The 19,669-nt window shown below is 69.8% G+C and carries 16 protein-coding genes; 8 read left to right on the forward strand and 8 right to left on the reverse strand.

Annotated features, from left to right (window positions below):
* The first annotated feature begins 10 nt into the window (after positions 1 to 10).
* Positions 11 to 1,879: a Xaa-Pro dipeptidyl-peptidase gene (locus DL990_RS31205; RefSeq protein ID WP_125801026.1), complete on the forward strand. Its 1,869-nt coding sequence runs from the start codon at positions 11 to 13 to the stop codon at positions 1,877 to 1,879.
* A 76-nt stretch (positions 1,880 to 1,955) separates the two neighbouring features.
* On the opposite strand, the gene DL990_RS31210 is transcribed toward DL990_RS31205, so the two are convergent.
* Genes DL990_RS31210 through DL990_RS31220 form a run of 3 tightly spaced genes read right to left on the reverse strand, consistent with a single transcriptional unit; the run spans position 1,956 to position 4,049 of the window.
* Positions 1,956 to 3,152 carry a cation:proton antiporter gene (locus tag DL990_RS31210; RefSeq protein ID WP_125800829.1) on the reverse strand — a complete coding sequence of 399 codons (1,197 nt, stop codon included), beginning with the start codon at positions 3,150 to 3,152 and terminating at the stop codon, positions 1,956 to 1,958.
* Positions 3,153 to 3,158: 6 nt separating this feature from the next.
* Positions 3,159 to 3,641, reverse strand: coding sequence for a cation:proton antiporter regulatory subunit (locus DL990_RS31215; RefSeq protein WP_125786286.1), 483 nt, complete (start codon positions 3,639 to 3,641; stop codon positions 3,159 to 3,161).
* Positions 3,642 to 3,656: 15 nt separating this feature from the next.
* Positions 3,657 to 4,049: a DUF4267 domain-containing protein gene (locus tag DL990_RS31220; RefSeq protein ID WP_125786287.1), complete on the reverse strand. Its 393-nt coding sequence runs from the start codon at positions 4,047 to 4,049 to the stop codon at positions 3,657 to 3,659.
* Between the two features lie 91 nt (positions 4,050 to 4,140).
* Between DL990_RS31220 and DL990_RS31225 the strand changes: the two genes are divergently transcribed.
* From DL990_RS31225 to DL990_RS31255, 7 genes are all read left to right on the forward strand, one after another.
* Positions 4,141 to 4,719: a TetR/AcrR family transcriptional regulator gene (locus DL990_RS31225; RefSeq protein ID WP_125786288.1), complete on the forward strand. Its 579-nt coding sequence runs from the start codon at positions 4,141 to 4,143 to the stop codon at positions 4,717 to 4,719.
* 92 nt (positions 4,720 to 4,811) lie between these two features.
* A complete protein-coding gene (gene cmk / locus DL990_RS31230; protein ID WP_125801027.1) occupies positions 4,812 to 5,516 on the forward strand; it encodes a (d)CMP kinase in 705 nt (234 codons plus the stop codon).
* Positions 5,513 to 6,181, forward strand: a complete 669-nt coding sequence (locus tag DL990_RS31235; RefSeq protein WP_125800830.1) for a 1-acyl-sn-glycerol-3-phosphate acyltransferase — start codon at positions 5,513 to 5,515, stop codon at positions 6,179 to 6,181. The genes cmk and DL990_RS31235 overlap by 4 nt, the downstream gene beginning before the upstream one ends.
* 4 nt (positions 6,182 to 6,185) lie before the next feature.
* Positions 6,186 to 7,694 (forward strand): ribosome biogenesis GTPase Der, encoded by a 1,509-nt coding sequence (gene der, locus DL990_RS31240; RefSeq protein ID WP_125786290.1) that lies wholly within the window; start codon positions 6,186 to 6,188, stop codon positions 7,692 to 7,694.
* 244 nt (positions 7,695 to 7,938) lie between these two features.
* Positions 7,939 to 11,841, forward strand: coding sequence for a Pls/PosA family non-ribosomal peptide synthetase (locus DL990_RS31245; protein WP_125800831.1), 3,903 nt, complete (start codon positions 7,939 to 7,941; stop codon positions 11,839 to 11,841).
* 21 nt (positions 11,842 to 11,862) lie between these two features.
* Complete coding sequence (locus DL990_RS31250) at positions 11,863 to 13,269, forward strand: M1 family metallopeptidase (RefSeq protein WP_125800832.1); 1,407 nt, start codon at positions 11,863 to 11,865, stop codon at positions 13,267 to 13,269.
* 184 nt (positions 13,270 to 13,453) lie between these two features.
* Positions 13,454 to 14,440: a hypothetical protein gene (locus tag DL990_RS31255; RefSeq protein WP_199746681.1), complete on the forward strand. Its 987-nt coding sequence runs from the start codon at positions 13,454 to 13,456 to the stop codon at positions 14,438 to 14,440.
* 42 nt (positions 14,441 to 14,482) lie between these two features.
* Here DL990_RS31255 and DL990_RS31260 read toward each other — a convergent pair whose 3' ends face one another.
* From DL990_RS31260 to DL990_RS31280, 5 genes are read right to left on the reverse strand one after another with little or no spacing between them, the layout of a single operon-like run.
* Positions 14,483 to 15,670, reverse strand: a complete 1,188-nt coding sequence (locus DL990_RS31260; RefSeq protein ID WP_125800833.1) for an acyltransferase domain-containing protein — start codon at positions 15,668 to 15,670, stop codon at positions 14,483 to 14,485.
* Between the two features lie 18 nt (positions 15,671 to 15,688).
* Complete coding sequence (locus DL990_RS31265) at positions 15,689 to 17,305, reverse strand: (2,3-dihydroxybenzoyl)adenylate synthase (RefSeq protein ID WP_125800834.1); 1,617 nt, start codon at positions 17,303 to 17,305, stop codon at positions 15,689 to 15,691.
* 6 nt (positions 17,306 to 17,311) lie between these two features.
* A complete protein-coding gene (locus tag DL990_RS31270; protein ID WP_125786296.1) occupies positions 17,312 to 17,569 on the reverse strand; it encodes an acyl carrier protein in 258 nt (85 codons plus the stop codon).
* Positions 17,570 to 17,610: 41 nt separating this feature from the next.
* Positions 17,611 to 18,537: a beta-ketoacyl synthase N-terminal-like domain-containing protein gene (locus tag DL990_RS31275; RefSeq protein WP_125800835.1), complete on the reverse strand. Its 927-nt coding sequence runs from the start codon at positions 18,535 to 18,537 to the stop codon at positions 17,611 to 17,613.
* Positions 18,534 to 19,661: a beta-ketoacyl synthase gene (locus tag DL990_RS31280; protein ID WP_125786298.1), complete on the reverse strand. Its 1,128-nt coding sequence runs from the start codon at positions 19,659 to 19,661 to the stop codon at positions 18,534 to 18,536. The genes DL990_RS31275 and DL990_RS31280 overlap by 4 nt, the downstream gene beginning before the upstream one ends.
* Between the last annotated feature and the right edge of the window lie 8 nt (positions 19,662 to 19,669).

Consider the following 19,669-nt stretch of genomic DNA (forward strand, 5'->3'; position numbering starts at 1 on the left):
GAAAACAGTTGTGCTGGCAGGGATCTTGGCGGTCGCCGCGGCCGTGGTCGCGGCGCCGCAGGCCGCGGCGAAACCGCGGGGCAGCGAACCGGTCTACGACTTCGCCCAGGCCGTCCGCGAGACGGCCTGGGTGGACATCGGCCTCGACGGGGACGGCGACGGCCGTTCGGACCGGGTCGCCGCCGACATCATCCGCCCGAAGGAACCGGCGGCGCAGGGCAAGAAGGTCCCGGTCATCATGGACGCGAGTCCGTACTACTCGTGCTGCGGACGGGGCAACGAGAGCGAGCTCAAGACCTATGACTCGGCGGGCAGGCCGGTCGGGTTCCCGCTCTACTACGACAACTTCTTCGTCCCGCGCGGCTACGCCGTGGTCCTGGTGGATCTGGCCGGTACCAACAAATCCCGCGGCTGCACCGACGTCGGCGGACCCTCGGACGTCAACTCGGCGCGCAAGGTCGTCGACTGGCTGAACGGCCGGGCGAACGGCTACACGACGGCGACCGGACCGGCAAGGACGAACGCGACCTGGTCGACGGGCGCCGTCGGCATGATCGGGAAGTCCTACGACGGCACGGTGGCCAACGGCGTCGCCGCGACCGGTGTCGACGGGCTCAAGACCATCGTGCCGATCGGCGCCATCAGCTCCTGGTACGACTACTACCGCTCGGATGGCGCGAACCTCCGCCAGGGCAGCCCGGCGGGGTTGGCGCAGACCGTGTCCCGGCGCAACGGCGGGCAGAACTGCGGTGCGGCGAACCAGAAGCTCACCGCGGGTGCGACGGCGAACGGCGACTACAACGCCTTCTGGCTCGACCGAGACCACGTGCAGAGCGCGTCGAAGGTGAAGGCCAGCGTGCTCGCTTCGCACGGGCTGGGCGACCTCAACGTCAAGACGATCAACTTCGGGCAGTGGTGGGAAGCGCTGAACGTCGAGCGCAAGATCTGGCTGACGCAGGCCGGTCACGTCGACCCGTTCGACTACCGGCGGTCGGCGTGGGTCGACACCCTGCACAAGTGGTTCGACCACTACCTGCTCGGCGTGGACAACGGCATCGAAAAGACACCGGGCGCGAGCGTGGAACGGGAGCCGGACGTCTGGGTGGACCAGGCGGCGTGGCCCGCGGGCAGCGCGGTGACCCTGCGTCCCGCGGCCGGCGGCACTCCGGGCGTCGGCACCCTCGGCGCCACGGCGGGGACGGGTACGGCGTCGTTCACGGACTCCTCCGGTCAGTCCTCGAACAGCTGGGCCGCACGTCCGACGGAGACCTCGAACGGACGCCTGCTGTTCAGCACCGGCGCGCTGGCGAAGGATCTGCACGTGTCCGGAACGGCGAAGGTGACCGTGACCGCGACGCCGTCGACGTCCACAGCGAGGCTCTCGGCGATCCTCGTGGACTACGGTCCGGCGACGATCCGGAACTACACCGGGCCGAAGGAAGGCATAAAGAACGAGCTGACGCAGTCGTGCTGGGGCGCGAGCGCTTCCGGCAACGACGCCTGTTACCTGAACACGAGCACCGACGCGGTCTCGGTGGGGCTGAACATCATCAGCCGCGGCTGGGCGGATCTGGCCAACCACCAATCGCTGAGCCAGGAATCGCCGCTGACGCCGGGACGGCCGTACACGATGACGTTCCGGCTGGCGAGTACGGATCATGTGGTCCCGCAAGGACATCAGCTGGCGCTGATCATCGGCGGGACGGACGGCTCGTTCATCTCGGGTCCTTCGCAGTACCCGAAGATCACGGTGGACCTGGGCAAGACTTCGCTGGCTCTGCCTGTCTCGGGCACGGGACCGTCGGCGGTTCCGGCTCCGCTTCCGGCGGCTCCGGCGCAGATCGCTCCTGCGACCGTTTCGGGGCTTGAGCGCGGCTAGGCAAGCGCAATGAAGGGGCCTTTCATAGCAAAATTTGCTATGAAAGGCCCCTTCATTGCACGCGTGTGGGGCGGGGTCAGCCGGTTTGGGAAGCGGCGCTCTTCGAGCCGAAGGGCCTTCGCTGCAGAGCCCGCGCCACCGGCTCGACGATCCGCGCGGCCGTCGGGCCGAGGATCGCCATCAGGAGCACGTACGCCGTCGCGAGTGCCGCGAGTTCGCCGGTCACCGCGCCCGCCGCCACCGCAAGTCCGGCGATGACGATCGAGAACTCGCCTCGCGCGACCAGCGCGGCTCCGGCACGAGCCCGGCCCATCTTCCCGATACCTTGCCGTCGCGCGGCCCACCAGCCGGTGCCGACCTTCGTGAGCGTCGTCGCGACCGCCAGGATGACCGCCCAGCCGAGCACGGGCGGGATCGACGCGGGGTTGGTGTTGAGCCCGAACACGACGAAGAACACGGCCGCGAAGAGATCCCGAAGTGGTTCGAGCAGGTGCGTCGCGTTCTCCGCGGTCGAGCCCGAGATCGCGATGCCGAGCAGGAACGCGCCGACCGCGGCCGACACCTGCATCGCCGAAGCCAGGCCGGCGACCAGCAGGGCCGCGCCGAGGACCTTGAGGAGGAACACCTCGCGGTCCGGGCTGTCCACCGCCGCGGAGACGTACCGGCCGAACTTCAGCGCGATCACCAGCACGACCGTGATCACCATCAGCGAGATCCCGACCGCCTTCATACCGCCGAGGAAACTGACACCGCCGAGGACCGCGGTGAGGATCGGCAGGTACAGCGCCATCACCAGGTCTTCGAACACCAGGATCGACAGCACCACCGGCGTTTCCCGGTTACCGAGCCGCCCGAGGTCGCCGAGAACCTTCGCGATGATCCCGGAGGACGAGATGTAGGTGACGCCCGCCATCACGATCGCGCCGATCGGTCCCCAGCCGAGGATGAGCGCGACGATCGCACCCGGCGCGGCGTTGAGCACGATGTCGACGAGCCCCGCCATCCACGAGCGTTTCAGCCCGGTGAACAGCTCGGCCGCCGAGTACTCCAGGCCCAGCAGGAGCAGCAGCAGGACGACGCCGATCTCGCTGGCGAGGTGGGTGAAGTCGCCGATGTCGCCGAGCGGGATCAGCCCGCCCTGGCCGAAGCACAGGCCGCCGATCAGGTACAGCGGGATGGGGGACATCCCGATCTTCCCGGCGAGGCGGCCGAGCGCGCCCAGCCCGAAGAAGACCGCCCCGAGTTCGATCAAGGACAGTGCGGTGTGATCCATCCGCGATCAGCCGTACTTCAAGATCTTGACGGCGGCCTCGAGACCTTCGGAGGTGCCGACCGCGACGAGCACGTCGCCCGCGGTGAGATTGAAATCCGGAGTGGGGGAGGGGTGGACCTGCCCGGCCCGCATCACCGCGACGACCGAGACGCTCGTGCGGGTCCGCATGGCGGTGTCGCCCAGCGTCCGGCCGTCGAACGGCGACGACGCCTTGATCGGCAGCTGCTTGGTGTTGATGCCGGGCAGGTCCCGGTGCTCTTCGGTGAGCTGGGCGACCAGCTGGGGCGCGCCGAGCAGGTTCGCCAGCGCGCCGGCTTCGTCGGTGGTGAGCGGAAGTGAGGCCAGGCAGGCGTCGGGATCGTCCGTTTTGGACACGATCAGCTCGACATGTCCATCACGATGGGTCACCACGCCGACGCGGCGGCCGTTGCGGGTGGCGAAGTCCTTGCGGACGCCTATTCCGGGGAGCGGGGTCACTTCGACGTTCACGACGTCAACAGTAACTCACTGTCCGGTTCGCTTCGGTCGGATCAGGAACAGCGCCGAGATGACGACCATCAAGGCGCACGTCGCGCCGTGGATGCCGAGCGCGGCGCCCACGGAACCGTTGTGGGTCAACACGATCAGCATGTCGCCGAAGGGGATGAACGCCAGCGCGAGCATGGCCCAGCCCAGCGCGCGGGCGTTCCGGAACAGGAGCAGCGCGAGCACCACGAGCGCCGTGCCGATGTCGCGGACCCCCTTGACCGCGAGGATCGGATCACCCTCGGATGGCATCACCGGCAGTCCGAAACCGCCCGTCTGGGTTTGCGGGAAGAACACGTATCCGCTCCCGAAGTAGAGGACGAAGAGCACGAGGGCGGCGGACAGGATGTAAGCGATCTTGGTTCTGGTCATGATCTCCGACTCCAGAAGCTAGCAGTGCTAGGAACATCGCAGACGTTAGCTCTAGCGCCGCTAGCTTGTCTAGCGATGCTAGGATATTCGTATGGTCACGAACCCCCGGCGCGAGCGGGACCGCTCACAGCGCGAACAGCTGATCGTCACCACCGCCCGCGAGATCGCCGAAGAAGAAGGCTGGGACGCGGTCACGACCCGGCGGCTGGCGGCGAAGATCGAGTACAGCCAGCCAGTCCTCTACAGCCACTTCTCCGGCAAGGGGGCGATCATGGCGGCCGCGGCTCTCGAGGGCTGCACCGAAATGGCCGCCCATATGCGGAAGGGGGCCGGTGCGGCGGAGGACTCGCGTGGCGCGCTGCGGAGGCTGGCCGGGAACTACTTCGACTTCGCCGACCGCAAACCCGCGCTCTACGACGCGATCTTCACCCTTGCCAGTGAACTGGACTTCGCCAGTCCGGACAGCCCCGAGCCGTTGAAGGACGCGTTCGGCGCCCTGCTCGAAATCGTGGGCCCGGTGGCGGGCGATTACGACCCCGGCCTCTACACCGAGACGTTCTGGGCCGCCCTGCACGGCCTCGTCACCCTCGAGCGCAGCCGACGGCTCCCGGCGGCCGCGCGCGCGGAACGGATCGGCATGCTCGTCGACCGGTTCGCCGTGGGCGGCTGAGGCGTGTCGCGCGCCACCAGGCAGAATGGTCGTCGATCAGGTGAGCGACGAATGAGCTGAGGAGAGTTTCGGTGACGGGAGCCCTGCGTGGTGTGGTCGCGATGGACGGCCCGTCCGGAACCGGGAAATCCACGGTTTCGCGGAAGCTCGCGACGAAACTCGGTGCCGGCTACCTCGACACGGGCGCGATGTACCGCGTGGTCACCCTCGCCGTCCTGCGCGCCGGGGTCGACCCGGCCGACGCGGACGCGGTTGCCGACGTCGCCCGGAAGGCCGAACTCGGCATCGGGACCAGCCCTGACGACGCGACGGTGGCGCTCGCGGGTGAAAACGTCGCCGCCGAGATCCGCGGTGCGGACGTCACCACGGCGGTGTCGCCGGTTTCGGCCGTCCCCGCGGTCCGCGAACTGCTCGTCGCCCGGCAGCGCGAGATCATCGCCGAGGTGCTCGGCCGCGTCGGCGGCATCGTTGTCGAAGGCCGCGACATCGGCACCGTCGTCTCACCCGACGCTCCGCTCAAGATCTTCCTCACCGCTTCGGCCGAGGTCCGCGCCGCACGCCGCAGCGCGCAGGATTCCGCCGCCGGCCGCGAATCCACGCACGACGTCGCGAAGGCGGCGGTGGAACGGCGTGACCGCCTGGACTCCACTCGGGCGGCTTCGCCCCTGCGCGCGGCCGAAGACGCCGTCGAGGTGGACACCTCGGCGCTCAACATCGACCAGGTGATCGTCGCGCTGGCGGAACTGGCGCTGCACCGCGGTCTCCTCGAAGGCTGCCCCGCCGAGGCCGCCAGGTGAGCGCGAAGGGACTGCCCGAAGGCGCGAGCGACCCGTTTCACACCTTCGGCCGGGGGATCTCGAAGTTCATCGTCCGGCCCGCGTTCCGGGTCCGGGTCCACGGTGCCGAGCGGGTACCGGCGTCCGGGCCGGTGGTGTTCATGGCCAACCACAGCTCGATGGCGGAACCGGCGCTGCTGTTCGGAATGTTCTCGCGGCGCACCGCGTTCCTGGTCAAGGCGGAACTCTTCAAGGGTTTCGTCGGCTGGTTCTTCCCGAAACTGGGCCAGATCCCGGTGAAACGGGGTGCGGTGGACCGCAAACCGCTGATGACGGCGGTCAAGGTGCTCGAGGACGGCGGTGCGGTGGGGATCTTCCCCGAAGGCACCCGCGGCCTCGGTGACGCCGAAAACTTCGAGCGCGGCGTGGCCTTCCTGGTCCGCGCCGGGAACGCGACCGTGGTTCCGGTCGCCACTCGGGGGACGTACAAACCCGCCGGCGCCAAGAGGCGTTGGCGGCCACGCGTCGACATCATGGTCGGCGAACCTTTCACTCCCGCGATCGGGAAGGGAAGGACAGGGCTGGAGGAGGGAACCGAGCGGCTTCGCCTCGCGCTCGCGGACCTCGTGAAGGCACTGGACGAATGGCGCTTGGAGCACGGGCTCCAAGACACGCGACAGGATTGAGTAGATGACTGGATTTGACTCCGCCTCCGCGGGGGGAAGTACATCGGCCGGCCTGGACGGCGTCGGTGAGACCGACGGCTCCTGGTCCGACGAATCCGAATTCACCGCGCTCGACGCGCAGATCGCCGCGGGCGAGGCCGAGGAGGAGGCGCAGCTCGCGCAGCCGGTCCTCGCCGTCGTCGGCAGGCCGAACGTGGGCAAGTCGACCCTGGTGAACCGCATCCTCGGCCGCCGGGAGGCGGTCGTGCAGGACGTCCCCGGCGTGACCAGGGACCGCGTCGCCTACGACGCTTTCTGGGCGGGCCGCCGGTTCACCCTCGTCGACACGGGCGGCTGGGAGCCAGACGCGACCGGGTTGCAGGCCTCCGTCGCCGCGCAGGCCGAGATGGCGATGGCCACCGCCGACGCGGTGCTCCTGGTCATCGACGCCAGTGTCGGCGCGACGGCCACCGATGAAGCCGTCTCCAAGGTGCTTCGCCGTTCGAAGAAGCCGGTGCTCCTCGCCGCCAACAAGGTGGACGACGACCGTCTGCTCGCCGACACCGCTTCGCTGTGGTCGCTCGGCCTCGGCGAGCCGTACCCGGTCAGCGCGCTGCACGGCCGCAGCTCGGGCGACCTGCTCGACGCCGTCGTCAAGGCGCTGCCGTCGATGCCGCGTGACGGCGACCGCGCCACCACCGGCCCGCGCCGCGTCGCGCTGGTCGGCAAGCCGAACGTGGGCAAATCCAGCCTGCTGAACAAACTCTCCGGCGAGGAGCGGTCCGTCGTGGACTCGGTCGCCGGTACCACCGTCGACCCGGTCGACTCGCTGGTCGAACTGGACGGCGAGACCTGGCGGTTCGTCGACACGGCGGGCCTGCGCAAACGGGTCAACTCGGCCAACGGCGCCGAGTATTACGCGTCGCTGCGGACCAAGACCGCGATCGACGCGGCCGAGGTCGCGATCGTGCTGCTGGACGCCGCCGAACCGCTTTCGGAGCAGGACCTGCGGGTGCTGACCATGGTCGTCGAGGCAGGCCGCGCCTGCGTGCTCGCCTTCAACAAGTGGGACCTCGTCGACGAGGACCGCCGCCACGCCATGGTCCGCGAACTGGACCGCGGCCTGGTGCGGGTGCCGTGGGCGGACAAGGTCAACATCTCCGCGCTCACCGGCCGGTCCGTGCGCAAGCTCGCGCCCGCGCTGCGGACCGCGCTGAAGTCCTGGGACCAGCGGGTTCCCACCGGTCAGCTGAACGGCTGGCTGGCCGAGCTCATCGCCGCGACCCCGCCGCCGGTGCGCGGCGGCAAGCAGCCGAAGGTGCTGTTCGCGACCCAGGCGGGCATCCGGCCGCCGACGCTGGTCCTGTTCACCACCGGCTTCCTCGAGGCGGGCTACCGGCGATTCATCGAACGGAAGTTCCGTGAGCGTTTCGGATTCGAAGGCACCCCCGTCCGGGTGAATATCCGAGTGCGGGAAAAGAAGCAAAGGCCCAAGGTCGGCGGAAAAGCGGCCGGTAAACCGAAGACCCGCTGATTTCTCACGATGTAGGTGAATATTTCACTGGGTGGACACGCCGATGACCTCGGGTTTCGGCGTGTCCACCGGTGAGGTTCGACACTCTGCCGAGACCCTCCCGAGATATGTCGTCCACCTGCGGTAAAGTCGATGGTCTGCTAGCGGGCGCCTCATTCGGAGAGCGAGCCCGAATGACGCACTTCGCGAAAGGTGTGATGGGCTTGAGCGCCCATGGTTCTTTCTTGCCCGTGGTGACCGCCTGATGACGCTGACCGCCGATTCCCGGCCGATCGCCTGCGTCGCCGATGTCACCGTCGCCCCGTCCGCCACGCCGATCGCCGACCGTGCCCTCTTCTGGTCCGGCCTCGGTGCCGGCGAGCGCACCCTGATCGACATCCTCGCCGAGACCGCCGCCCGCCACCCCAACGCGGGCGCGATCGACGACGGCGAGACCACGCTGTCCTACCGCAAGCTCGTCGAAGAGATCGACGACTACGGCCGCAAGCTGACCGCCAACGGTGTCGGCGTCGGTGACCGTGTCGGCGTCCGGATCTCCTCCGGCACCGCGGAGTTGTACGTCGCGATCCTCGCCATCCTGTCCGTCGGCGCCGCCTATGTGCCGGTCGACGCGGACGACCCGGACGAGCGCGCCGAGCTGGTCTTCGGTGAGGCCGACGTCGCCGCCGTCGTCAGCGATGGCGGCGCGATCACCGTCGTCGGCTCGCCCGGTGGCGTCGAAGGCGGCCCCGCGCCGACCGACGACGCGTGGATCATCTTCACCTCCGGTTCGACCGGTAAGCCGAAGGGTGTCGCCGTCTCGCACGCGTCCGCCGCGGCGTTCGTCGACGCCGAGGCTCAGCTCTTCCTCACCGAGGAGCCGATCGGCCCCGGCGACCGCGTGCTCGCCGGTCTGTCCGTCGCGTTCGACGCGTCGTGCGAAGAGATGTGGCTCGCCTGGCGTCACGGCGCGTGCCTGGTCCCGGCGCCGCGTTCGCTCGTGCGGACCGGTGTCGACCTCGGCCCGTGGCTGGTCGCGCAGGGCATCACCGTCGTCTCGACCGTGCCGACGCTGGCCGCGCTGTGGCCCGCCGACGCGCTCGAAGACGTCCGCCTGCTGATCTTCGGCGGCGAAGCCTGCCCGCCGGAACTGGCCGAACGCGTCGCCGTCGAAGGCCGCGAAGTCTGGAACACCTACGGCCCGACAGAGGCCACCGTCGTCGCCTGCGCCGCGCAGATGACCGGCGAGGGCCCGGTCCGCATCGGGCTGCCGCTCGCCGGCTGGCAGCTCGCCGTCGTCAACGAGGCTGGCGAGCCCGTCGCGATGGGGGAGACCGGCGAGCTGGTCATCGGCGGCGTCGGCCTGGCCCGCTACCTCGACCCGGTGAAAGACGCCGAGAAGTTCGCGCCGCTGCCCTCGCTGGGCTGGCGCCGCGCGTACCGCAGCGGTGACATGGTCCGCGCCGAAGCCGAGGGACTGCTGTTCCTCGGACGGCTCGACGAGCAGGTCAAACTCGGCGGCCGCCGGATCGAACTCGGCGAGGTCGACGCCGCGCTCCAGGCGCTGCCCGGAGTGCAGGGCGCCGCGGCCGCGGTCCGCCGTACCAAGGCCGGCAACCAGGTTCTGGTCGGGTACGTCGTGCCCGCCGGAGGGACGAAGTTCGACCACGACGAGGCCGCGACCCGGCTGCGCGAGCAGCTGCCCGCGGCCCTCGTCCCGCTGCTGGCGCTGGTCGAAGACCTGCCGACGCGTACCTCCGGCAAGGTCGACCGCAACGCGCTGCCCTGGCCGCTGTCCACTGTGGACGCCGCCAAATCCGGGCTGTCCCCGACGGAGAGCTGGCTCGCCGAAGGCTGGGCCGAGATCCTCGGTGTCTCGGTCGACAACCCGAAGGCCGACTTCTTCACCAACGGCGGTGGAAGCCTGACGGCCGCGCAGCTGATCGCGCGGATCCGCACCCGGCATCCGCAGGTGTCGGTGAACGACATCTACGCCAACCCGAAGCTCGGCGCGCTGGCCACGTTGCTGGACGCGCTGAGCGGCGAGAAGACCGAACGCCGTGACATCGCGCCGACCCCGCGCAAGGCCGGGATCATCCAGTCGCTGCTGATGATCCCGCTGATGGGACTGGTCGGCCTGCGCTGGACCACGATCGCCGCAACCCTGTCGAACGTGCTGTCACTGGCCGGTTTCGCTTGGGCGCCGACGCTGAACTGGGCGTGGATCGCCGTCGCGTGGATCGCGCTGTTCAGCCCCGCGGGCCGCATCGCGATCTCGGCGACCGGCGCGCGGCTGCTGCTGCGCGGCGTCCGCCCCGGCAGCTACCCGCGCGGCGGGAGTGTCCACTTGCGACTGTGGACGGCCGAAAAGCTCGCCGAGTTCAGCGGCGCGGACAGTGTCGCCGGCGCTTCCTGGATGACGACGTACGCCAAGGCACTCGGCGCGCGGATCGCCAAGGACGTCGACCTGCATTCGCCGCCGCCGGTCACCGGCATGCTGAAACTCGGCCGCGGTGCCGCCATCGAACCCGAGGTCGACCTGACCGGGCACTGGGTGGACGGCGATCTCGTGCACATCGGCAAGATCCGGATCGGCGCCGACGCGCGGATCGGCGCGCGCAGCACGCTGTTCCCCGGCGCGCGGATCGGCAAGGGCGCGGAGATCGCGGCCGGGTCGACCGTGCGCGGCAACGTGCCCGCCGGACAGCGCTGGGCCGGTGCGCCCGCGGCGCGTGCCGCCAAGGATTCGCTCAAGTGGCCGCCGAGCCGCCCGCCGCGGTCGCGGTTCTGGTCTTCGGTCTACGGCGCGACCTCGGTCGCGCTGGGGCTCCTGCCCGCTGTCGCCGCCCTGCCCGCTGTCGCGGTGCTGGGTTACGCGATCGCCGATACCCCTTCGCTGGGCGCCGCACTGGGCCAGGCGCTGCTGTTCACACCGCTCGCGACCATCGCGTACTTCCTGAGCTACGCCTTGCTCGTGCTCGTCGCCGTCCGCTCGCTGAGCATCGGCATGGTCGAGGGTTACCACCCCGTACACGGCCGCGTCGCGTGGCAGGTGTGGGCGACCGAACGGCTGATGGGCATGGCGCGTGAGGGGCTGTTCCCCTTGTACGCCAGCCTGTTCACCCCGGTGTGGCTCCGGATGCTCGGGGCGAAGGTCGGCCGCAACGTCGAGGCGTCCACCGTCCTCGCGCTGCCGAAGATGACCCAGGTGGACAGCGGCGCGTTCCTGGCGGACGACACCATGGTCGCCACCTACGAACTCGGCCACGGCTGGCTGCACGTCGCGCCCGCCCGGATCGGCAAGCAGGCGTTCCTCGGTAACTCGGGGATGGCCGCGCCCGGTCGTTCGGTGCCCAAACGCGGTCTGGTCGGCGTGCTGTCGTCGGCCCCGCTCAAGGCGAAGAAGGGCTCCTCGTACCTCGGGATGCCGCCGCTGCCGGTCCGCCGGTCGGTCGGCGCGGCGGACACGAGCCGCACGTATACGCCGCCGCTGCGGCTGAAGGCGGCGCGTGCGCTCGTCGAACTGTGCCGCATCGTGCCGGTGATGTGCGGTGTCGCGCTGACCGTGCTGGTGGCCGCCGGGATCTTCGCGCTGGCGTCGTCGTATGGCTTCCTGGTCGCGCTGCTGCTCGGCGGGCCGCTGCTGCTCGCCGCCGGTGCCGTCGCGGCGCTGACCGCCACCGCGATGAAGTGGCTGCTCGTCGGCCGGTTCCGCGCCGTCGACCATCCCTTGTGGAGCTCGTTCGTCTGGCGCAACGAGCTCGCCGACACCTTCGTCGAGGCGCTCGCCGTGCCGTGGCTGATCGGTTCCCTCGGCGGCACGCCGCTGCTTCCGGCGTGGCTGCGGACCATGGGCGTCAAGATCGGCCGCGGTGTGTGGCTGGAGACGTACTGGCTGCCCGAATCGGACCTCGTGAGCCTGGGCGACGGCGCGACGATCAACCGCGGTTGTGTCGTGCAGACGCACCTTTTCCACGACCGGATCATGACGATGTCGCCGGTGACCCTGGACGAGGGAGCGACGCTCGGGCCACACGGTATCGTGCTGCCTGGTGCGAGCATCGGCGCGCGGACGACCGTCGGACCGGGCTCTCTGGTGACCCGGGGCGACGAGGTTCCCGCCGACTCGCGCTGGCTGGGCAATCCCATCTCGGCCTGGACGAAGTAGGGAAGCGGGGTTCGTTCGCGGGTGATTTCGAAGGCCTCCGCGCAGCCATCGCCCGGCTCGGACACCTCCGGTGACTCCTATCTGCCCCGGCACGGCAACGGCGGTTACCGTGTCCGGCACTACGATCTGGAGCTGGACTACAAGATCGGTCCCAACCGGCTGTCGGCCTCCGCGGCCATCACCGCGGAGGCGACGCAGGCGCTGTCGCGGCTCACACTCGACTTCGGCGAGTTCCGGATCAACCGCGTGCTGGTCAACGGGAAACCGGCCAAGTACACGCGGCGTGCGCACAAGCTGCACGTGAAGCCCGCGAAGTCGTTAGCGGCCGGAAGCGAGTTCCGGGCCGAGATTCATTACGTCGGCAACCCGCGGCCGCTTCCCGGGCTGTGGGGCGACATCGGCTGGGACGAACTGACCGACGGGTCGATCGTCGCAAGCCAGCCGGTCGGGGCGCCGTCGTGGTTCCCGTGCAACGACCATCCCTCCGACAAGGCGACCTATCGCGTCGCGCTGACGACGTCGTCGCCGTATCTCGTGGCCGTCACCGGGAACCTGGTGGCGCGACACGAGCGCGCGAGCACCACGAAGTGGGTCTTCGAACGGCCCGAGCCGACGGCGACGTACCTGATGAGCGTCCAAATAGGACGGTACGACGACGTCGAACTCGTCTCCGGCCCCCAGCCCGGCTGGTTCTCGCAACCCTCCGTCGAGGCGTTCCGGATCAACCTCGACGGCGGCACCGTGGTCACCTCGGTCCCGCAACGGGCCGCCGTGCCGCCGCGCCTGCGCCGGGCCTTCTCGCGCGATTTCGGGCGGCAGGGCCGGATCATGGACTCGCTGCAACGACTGTTCGGGCCGTATCCCTTCGGCGAGTACGTCATCGTCGTCACCGACGACGACCTCGACGACCCGATCGAGGCACAGGGCATGTCGATCTTCGGCGCCAACCACGTCGACGGACGGCGCACCCACGAACGGCTCGTCGTGCACGAACTGGCGCACCAGTGGTTCGGCAACAGCCTGACCGTCGCCGACTGGCGGCACATCTGGCTGAACGAAGGTTTCGCGACCTACGCGGAATGGCTCTGGTCCGAGGAAGCCGGCGAGCAGAGCGCGCACGAGTGGGCGAGGACCTGGCACGCGCGCATGAAGGCGAAACCCGCCGATCTGCGTCTCTCCGACCCCGGCGTGGCGCGGATGTTCGACGAGCGGGTGTACAAACGCGGCGGACTTCTGTTGCACGCCTTGCGTTGCACCGTCGGCGACGCGGTGTTCTTCCCGATGGTGAAGGCCTGGGCGATGGAGAACCGGCACGGTCTGGTGACCACGGCTGCTTTTGTGGCACTTGCTGAACGCTTCGCTGGTCGGTCGCTGGCTTCTTTCTTCGACGCTTGGCTGGACGCTCCGGCGCTGCCTCCGCTTCCCTGACGCTCCGCCGGTCCGCTCTCGCTCGCCCGGATGTCCTGAAGGGCACCTTTGAGACGTTGATCGTCTCAAAGGTGCCCTTCAGGACATCCGGGGAGTTATCCACAGTGGTGCTGATGTGGCGAGTTGTCCACAGGTCGCCGAAAGGTACTGGCGCCTGGGCACTCGGGTCGCTGACGATCATGGGGTGAAAATCGGAGAATGGGCCGACGATCCCGAGCGGCTCTATCAGCACAGCCGCGGCGGTGTGATCACCGTCGCGCGGCTCGTGGAGCTCGGCGTTCCCGCCAGAACCTGTTACCGGCGCTGTCAGCCGGGGCGTCCCTGGCGGCGATTGCTGCCGGGTGTATTGCTGCTCGGCACAGGCGAGCCCAGCTATCGGCAACTGGTCGACGCAGCGTTGTTGTACGGCGGTCGGGACGCGGTGGTGACCGGCGCGGCGGCCTGCCGTCGCCGAGGCCTGCGCGCGGTGCCCGCCGGGCCGCCTTGTGTGCATCTCCTGGTCCCGCATGAGCACAGGGCCCTCAGTTCCGGCTTCGTGATCGTCGAGCGCACGACACGCATGCCGCGACCGCTCGTCGAGGACGGCGTCCCTGTGGCCCCGTTCGCCCGAGCCGTTCTCGACTTGTGCCGGAGGCTCCGCTCTCCGACGACGGTTTCCGCCTTGCTCACCGAGGCCGTGCAGTCGGGTGGGCTGAGCCCGGCGACACTGCTGGAAGAACTCGATGCGGGGAGCAACCGCGGCACGGCGATCCCGCGAGTGGCGCTCCAGCGCATCACAGCCGGGGCTCGGTCGGTCGCGGAGATGGACGCGATGACCGTGTGGCGGCTCTCCGGCCTGCCCGAACCGATCTGGAACTACGAACTCCGCGACGAAGCCCACCGTTATGTCGCCAAGCCCGACGGCTACTTCGAGGAGGCCGGCCTGGCCTGGGAGATCGACTCGTACGAATTCCACTTCACGAAACAGGACTACGCGAAGACCTTGGAGAGAAACGCCAGGTACGCCGCAGCCGGGATCGCCGTGCTGCAAACCCTGCCCGGCCGCCTCCGGTCAGAACCCGAAGAAGTCGCCAAAGAGCTCCGCGCGGCGCATGAGGCCGCTGCCGCGCGCCCTCGGCCATGTGTCCGGATAGTGCGTCCCGAAGGTGGCCTTCGGGGCAGCGCGGCTTAGGAGTCCCCAGGTAAACCGGTGGTCGTCGCACTAGGCCGAACCCTAGAACCGCACCGGAGCGCCGGCGCAGTGCAGAGCCCCGACCTGCGTCCGGAAACGCAGCAGCGCGTCACCTCCCCGGCGGATGCTGGACAGCACCGCCACCTTCCCGACGCCCGCGTTCTCCCGCAGTGCGTGGGCGAGCAGCGGGTGGGGTGAGATCTCGACGAAGGCGAGGTGCCCGTCGTCGAGGGCCGCCCGCACGGCGGCGCTGAAACGGACGGGACGGCGCAGGTTCGCGGTCCAGTAGGCGGCGTCGAAGGCGGCGGCGGATCTCGGGTCGAGGAGGACGGTGGAGTAGACGGGAACGCGTGCGGGTCTGGGGCGCAGGGCGGACAGTCCGGTGCTCAGGTCGGCCAGGATCGGTTCGACCTGCGGTGAATGCGACGCGACCTCGACCGGGACGAGTTTCGCCATCAGGTCTCTCGCGGCCCAGCGGTCCACCAGGGTTTGCACCCGGTCCCGTCCGCCGGCGACGACGGTCGAGGTCGGGCCCGAGTGCGCGGCGACGGTCACTTCGGGTACGTCGGCGAGTTCGGTTTCGACCGTGTCCCATGGCAGGGCGACCATCGCCATCGCGCCGGTGCCGGAGACGCGCCGCATCAGCCGGGAGCGGCGGCAGATCACGGCCACGCCGTCCTCCGTGGACAGTGCGCCCGCGACCACTGCCGCGGCCGTCTCGCCCATGGAGTGGCCGATCACGGCGGCCGGCTCGGCACCGTGGGCACGCCAGGCCGCCGCCAGTCCGAGCTGCATGGCGAACAGCGACGGCTGGACCTGTTCGATGCCTTCCGCTGACCCGGAAAGCGCGTCGTGCAAGGAAAAACCGGCTTCATCCGCGATCAGCTGCGCCAGGTGATCGATCTCCTCGGCGAAGGCGGGTTCCCCGTCGAGCAGTGCCTTGCCCATCCCGGTCCACTGTGAACCGTGGCCCGAGAACACCCAGACCGCGTTCTCGGCCGTGACCGCCTCGCCGACGGCGGCGCCACTGGCGGGTTCTCCGGCGGCGACCGCGCGAAGGCGGCCGGTCACCGAGTCCCGGTCCTCTCCCACGACGACGGCACGCCACGCGCCGTGCCGCCGTCCGGCGAGTTCGGCGGCGAGGGCGGGCAGCGGATCGGCCCGGTCCGCGAGTGTGGCGGCTTCGGCCGCCAGCTGCTCGGGCGACTCGGCCGAGAACGGGAAGAACATCGTTTCCTCCAACCGAAATCAGCCGAGGTACCGGCGGGCGAGGGCCTTCTTGTCGATTTTGCCGACCGCGGTCGACGGCAGTTCGTCGACGACCGCGACCCGGTCCGGGACCTTGTACGCGGCGACACCGCGGTCACGGAAGAAAGCCTGGAGTGTGCTCGTGGACGGCGGTTCGCCCGAGCAGACCAGGAACGCCACCGATCGCTCGCCGAGCACGGTGTCCGCTTCGGGCAGCAAGGCCGCGGACAATACTCCCGGGCAGGCCAGCAGATGACCTTCGACCTCGGTCGCGTCGATTTTCTGCCCGCCGCGGTTGATCTGGTCCTTCGCCCGGCCGACGACGTTGAGATGACCGGTCGGGAGCCGCTGGACCAGGTCGCCGGTGCGGTAGAAACCGTCCGCGGTGAAGGCCCGCGCGTTGTGCTCGGCCGCGCGGAAGTAGCCGCGCAGCGTGTACGGCCCGCGGGTGAGCAGTTCGCCGGTCTCGCCGGGACCGACCTCGGCGTCGTCCGGGCCGACCACGCGGACCTCGTCGTCCGCGGAGATCGGCCTGCCCTGCGTGGTGTGCACGAGCTCGTCCGGATCGTCGAGCCTGGTCAGGCACAACAACCCCTCGGCCATGCCGAACACCTGTTGCAGACGGCAGTCGAAGGTCTTGGTGACCGCGGTCGCCAGGTCGTCGGCGAGCCGGGCGCTGCCGACCTGGAGGATACGAAGGCTCGAAAGATCCGTGTCACCGTGTTCGAACTCCGCGAGCCAGTGCGGCACCAGCGGAGGGTTGATGGCCGCGATCGTGACGCCCTCGCGGGCGATCAGATCGAACGACGTCCGCGCACCAGGCGAGGGAGCGAGCACGACCCGCCCGCCCGCCTGGAGGACACCGAGCATCCCCGGGCAGCTCATCGTGTAGTTGAACGCGATGGGCAGCACGGCGAGGTACACCGAATCCTCGGTCAGCTCGCAGAGGTCCGCGGCCCGCCGGGAGTTGTAGGCGAAGTCGTCGTGCGTCCGCGGCACCAGCTTCGGCATACCCGTGGTGCCGCCGGAGAGCAGCAGCAGGGCGAGGTCGCTCGCCAGCGGCGGGTCGGCGGGGTCGGATCCGGGTTCGTTGTCGAGCAGATCCGACAGCGCGAGGAAGCCCTCGTGCCCGCCAGGGTCCCCGGCGACGATCACGTGCCGGATGCCGGCGTCGGCACGGACGCGGGCGGCGAGTTCGCGGTAGTCGAACCGGGCGTGCCGGTCCGGGATGACGTACGCGACGGCCTCGGCCATCGCCGCCAGATGCGCGATCTCGTTGCGGCGATGGGCGGGCATCGCGTGGATCGGCACGATCCCGAGCCGCGTCAGCGCGAACCACAGCAGCACGAACTCGGCACGGTTCGGCAGTTGCACGATCACCTTGTCGCCGCGTTTCAGCCCGAGCCCGGTGAGTCCGGTCGTCAGGCGCCGTACGGCGGTGTCGAGCGCGGCGTAGGTCCACCGGCGGTCGCCGTCCACCAACGCGACCCGGTCGGCGTACCGGACCGCCCAGTCGGAGAGTTGTTCACCGAAGGTCACGCCCTGCCAGTGGCCGACGGCGCGGTACCGGCGGGCGTCCTCGTCCGGCCACCCCGGCCAGTCCCCGTTCTGTGCCATCCCCGCTCAGCCCTTCTGCCCGGCGAGGACCAGCTGATGGATTTCGTCGAGCGTCTCCACCTCGCTGATCGCCGCGTCGCCCACCCGGATGCCGTAGCGCTGCAGGATCCGCGCCGCGACTTCGAGCAGCAGCAGCGAATCGACACCGAGGTCTTCGACGAGGTTCGCCTCGTCGGTCACCTCCGCGGACTCGACCTCCAGCACGCGGGCCACCAGTGTCCGCAGGTCTTCCAGTTCCGGCTCGATCAGCTTGTTCCCGGTCATGAAGGCCCCTTCTTTCGTCTCTGTTCCCCGATTTCGGTCGTTCACGGCTGTTCGGCGCCCGGTCCGGCGAACGCCATCGCGGCCGCCGCCGCACCCGGCGAGCCGCAGGACACGGCGAGCGCGCTGCCTTCGCCGCCGTCGATGCGCGCGCTCGCGGCGGCGCATTGCAGGACGCCGAGCGCCCCCGACTGACGTCCGGCCCAAGCGGAAAGGTCGAGCACCTCACCCGGCCGGATCCCCGGTTCGGCCAGGGTCGCGACGGCTTCGCCAGTGACCGCCGAGGCCGCTGCCCGCGCGGTTCCGGCTCGCCGGTACTCGCCGAGCACGAGCCGGACGCGGGCACGGCGGTGGCGGGCCGCCCCGGCGGATTCGAGCACGACCGCGGCCGCCGCGTCGGGCCAGTGCGTCTCGCCGTTGTCGTCGAGAAGCTTTCGTACATAACGGTTGTCGGGTTCGACACCGGTGACGACGACGGCGTCCGCCCGGCCGTGCCGGATCAGCCGCCGTGCCCACTGCAAGGCGTCGAGGCCGCTGGTCGGCCCGTTCGACAGCGTCAGGTTCGGCGCGCGCAGTCCGTGGTCGATGGCGACCCAGCCCGCGGACACGTTGCTGGAGGTGTTCGGCAGTCCGGTCGGCGGCAGCAGGCTCGCGGACTCTTCGGCGATCGTGTCCAGGAACGAGCAGATGCTGTCCAGGTTCCCGGTGTTCGTGCTGACCACGGTCGCCGTCCGGAGCGATTCCCCGCGATACGAGCCGTCCTCACCGAGCAGGCCCGAGTCACGGAGAGCGGTCGTGGCCGCGCGGGAAGCCAGCCGCGAAGCCCTGTCGCGGTGCCGGAACTGCCTGCCACGCAACCCGGTCTCCGGATCGAAGCCGTCCTCGTGGCGCCGGTACGGCTGCAGCAGGTCGGCCGGTCCGCGCAGACCGTCGACGGCGATCCCCGCCCCGGTCACGACGACGGCGGTCACGAGGCCGCCTCCAGGATCGCCACGGCGTTGATCCCGCTGAGCCCGAAGGCGTCGACCTGGGCGATCCGGAACTCGCCGTCCCGCGGTTCGTCGCGGACGAGGTCCAGGCCCTCGGCCTCGTCCATCGGCTCGGCCAGACCGAGGATCGGTGGCGCCAGCCGTTTTCGCAGGGAGATCGCGGCGACGATCAGGCTCAGCAGCCCGGAACCGCCGAGCGTATGCCCGGTCGACGCCTTGATCGCGGTGAGCGCCGGTTTCGCGCCGGCGAACACGTCGTGCAGCATCCCGGTCTCGACCAGGTCGTTGCGGACGGTTCCGGTGCCGTGCAACACGATCAGATCGATCTGGTCCGGACCGATCCCGGCGCGGTCGTGCGCCTGCCGCACCACCCTCGCGACACTGCCCGGCTCGGGCACCGTCGGATGGTCGGCGTCGCAGTTGAGCGCGACCGACCGGAGCCGGGCCGCGACCGGCCCACCGTGGCCCGGTCTGCGGAGCACCACCGCAGAGGCGCCTTCACCCATCATCATCCCGTGCCGTTCCTTCGCGAAGGGCCGCACTTCGCCCGGTACGCCGCTCTGGACCCGATCGAAGATGCCGAAGGTGGCTTCGGTCAGACCGTCGGTCCCGGCTACGACGACGGTGTCGTATTCGCCGTCCGCGATCAGGTCGGCCGCCAGGCCGAGCACGGTCAGCGACGCCGCGCAGGCGTTCGCGAAGGTATGCGTTTCCACCGTGCCGAACCGTTCGCGGATCGCCGTGCCGAAATGCAGGTCGGCGAAATCCGCCTCCGCTTCGCCTCGCCACCACAGCTCCATCGAGCGTTGCTCCCGGTGTGTCGTGCCGACCAGCACCGGGCAGTTCTCCGGCAACTCGGTGAGCCCGGCGCCCTCGAGTGCCTGCGAGATCGCGTCGACCAGCCATTTCGTCGATCGGCCAGGTTCGTCCTTGCCGGGAGTGGCCCGGTCGTCGATCTCGTAGGCCGTTCGCGCCCGGAACTTCGTCGTGTCGTAGACCCGCAGCGGCCCCAGGCCGCTTCTTCCGGCGCACAGTGCGTCGTGGATCGTTTCGGGGTCGCGGCCGATGCTCGAGACGGCGCCGAGTCCGCAGATGTCGAGGTCCACGGCTTTCC

The sequence above is a fragment of the Amycolatopsis sp. WAC 01416 genome (assembly GCF_003947485.1).
In the GTDB taxonomy this organism is placed as follows: Bacteria; Actinomycetota; Actinomycetes; order Mycobacteriales; family Pseudonocardiaceae; genus Amycolatopsis.

What these genes read in the sequence shown, in the direction of transcription:
- DL990_RS31210 (WP_125800829.1), bottom strand. Translation starts at nt 3,152, where the DNA reads ATGGATCACACCGCACTGTCCTTGATCGAACTCGGGGCGGTCTTCTTC.
- DL990_RS31245 (WP_125800831.1), top strand. Translation starts at nt 7,939, where the DNA reads ATGACGCTGACCGCCGATTCCCGGCCGATCGCCTGCGTCGCCGATGTC.
- DL990_RS31225 (WP_125786288.1), top strand. Translation starts at nt 4,141, where the DNA reads ATGGTCACGAACCCCCGGCGCGAGCGGGACCGCTCACAGCGCGAACAG.
- DL990_RS31260 (WP_125800833.1), bottom strand. Translation starts at nt 15,670, where the DNA reads ATGTTCTTCCCGTTCTCGGCCGAGTCGCCCGAGCAGCTGGCGGCCGAA.
- DL990_RS31270 (WP_125786296.1), bottom strand. Translation starts at nt 17,569, where the DNA reads ATGACCGGGAACAAGCTGATCGAGCCGGAACTGGAAGACCTGCGGACA.
- der (WP_125786290.1), top strand. Translation starts at nt 6,186, where the DNA reads ATGACTGGATTTGACTCCGCCTCCGCGGGGGGAAGTACATCGGCCGGC.
- DL990_RS31265 (WP_125800834.1), bottom strand. Translation starts at nt 17,305, where the DNA reads ATGGCACAGAACGGGGACTGGCCGGGGTGGCCGGACGAGGACGCCCGC.
- DL990_RS31220 (WP_125786287.1), bottom strand. Translation starts at nt 4,049, where the DNA reads ATGACCAGAACCAAGATCGCTTACATCCTGTCCGCCGCCCTCGTGCTC.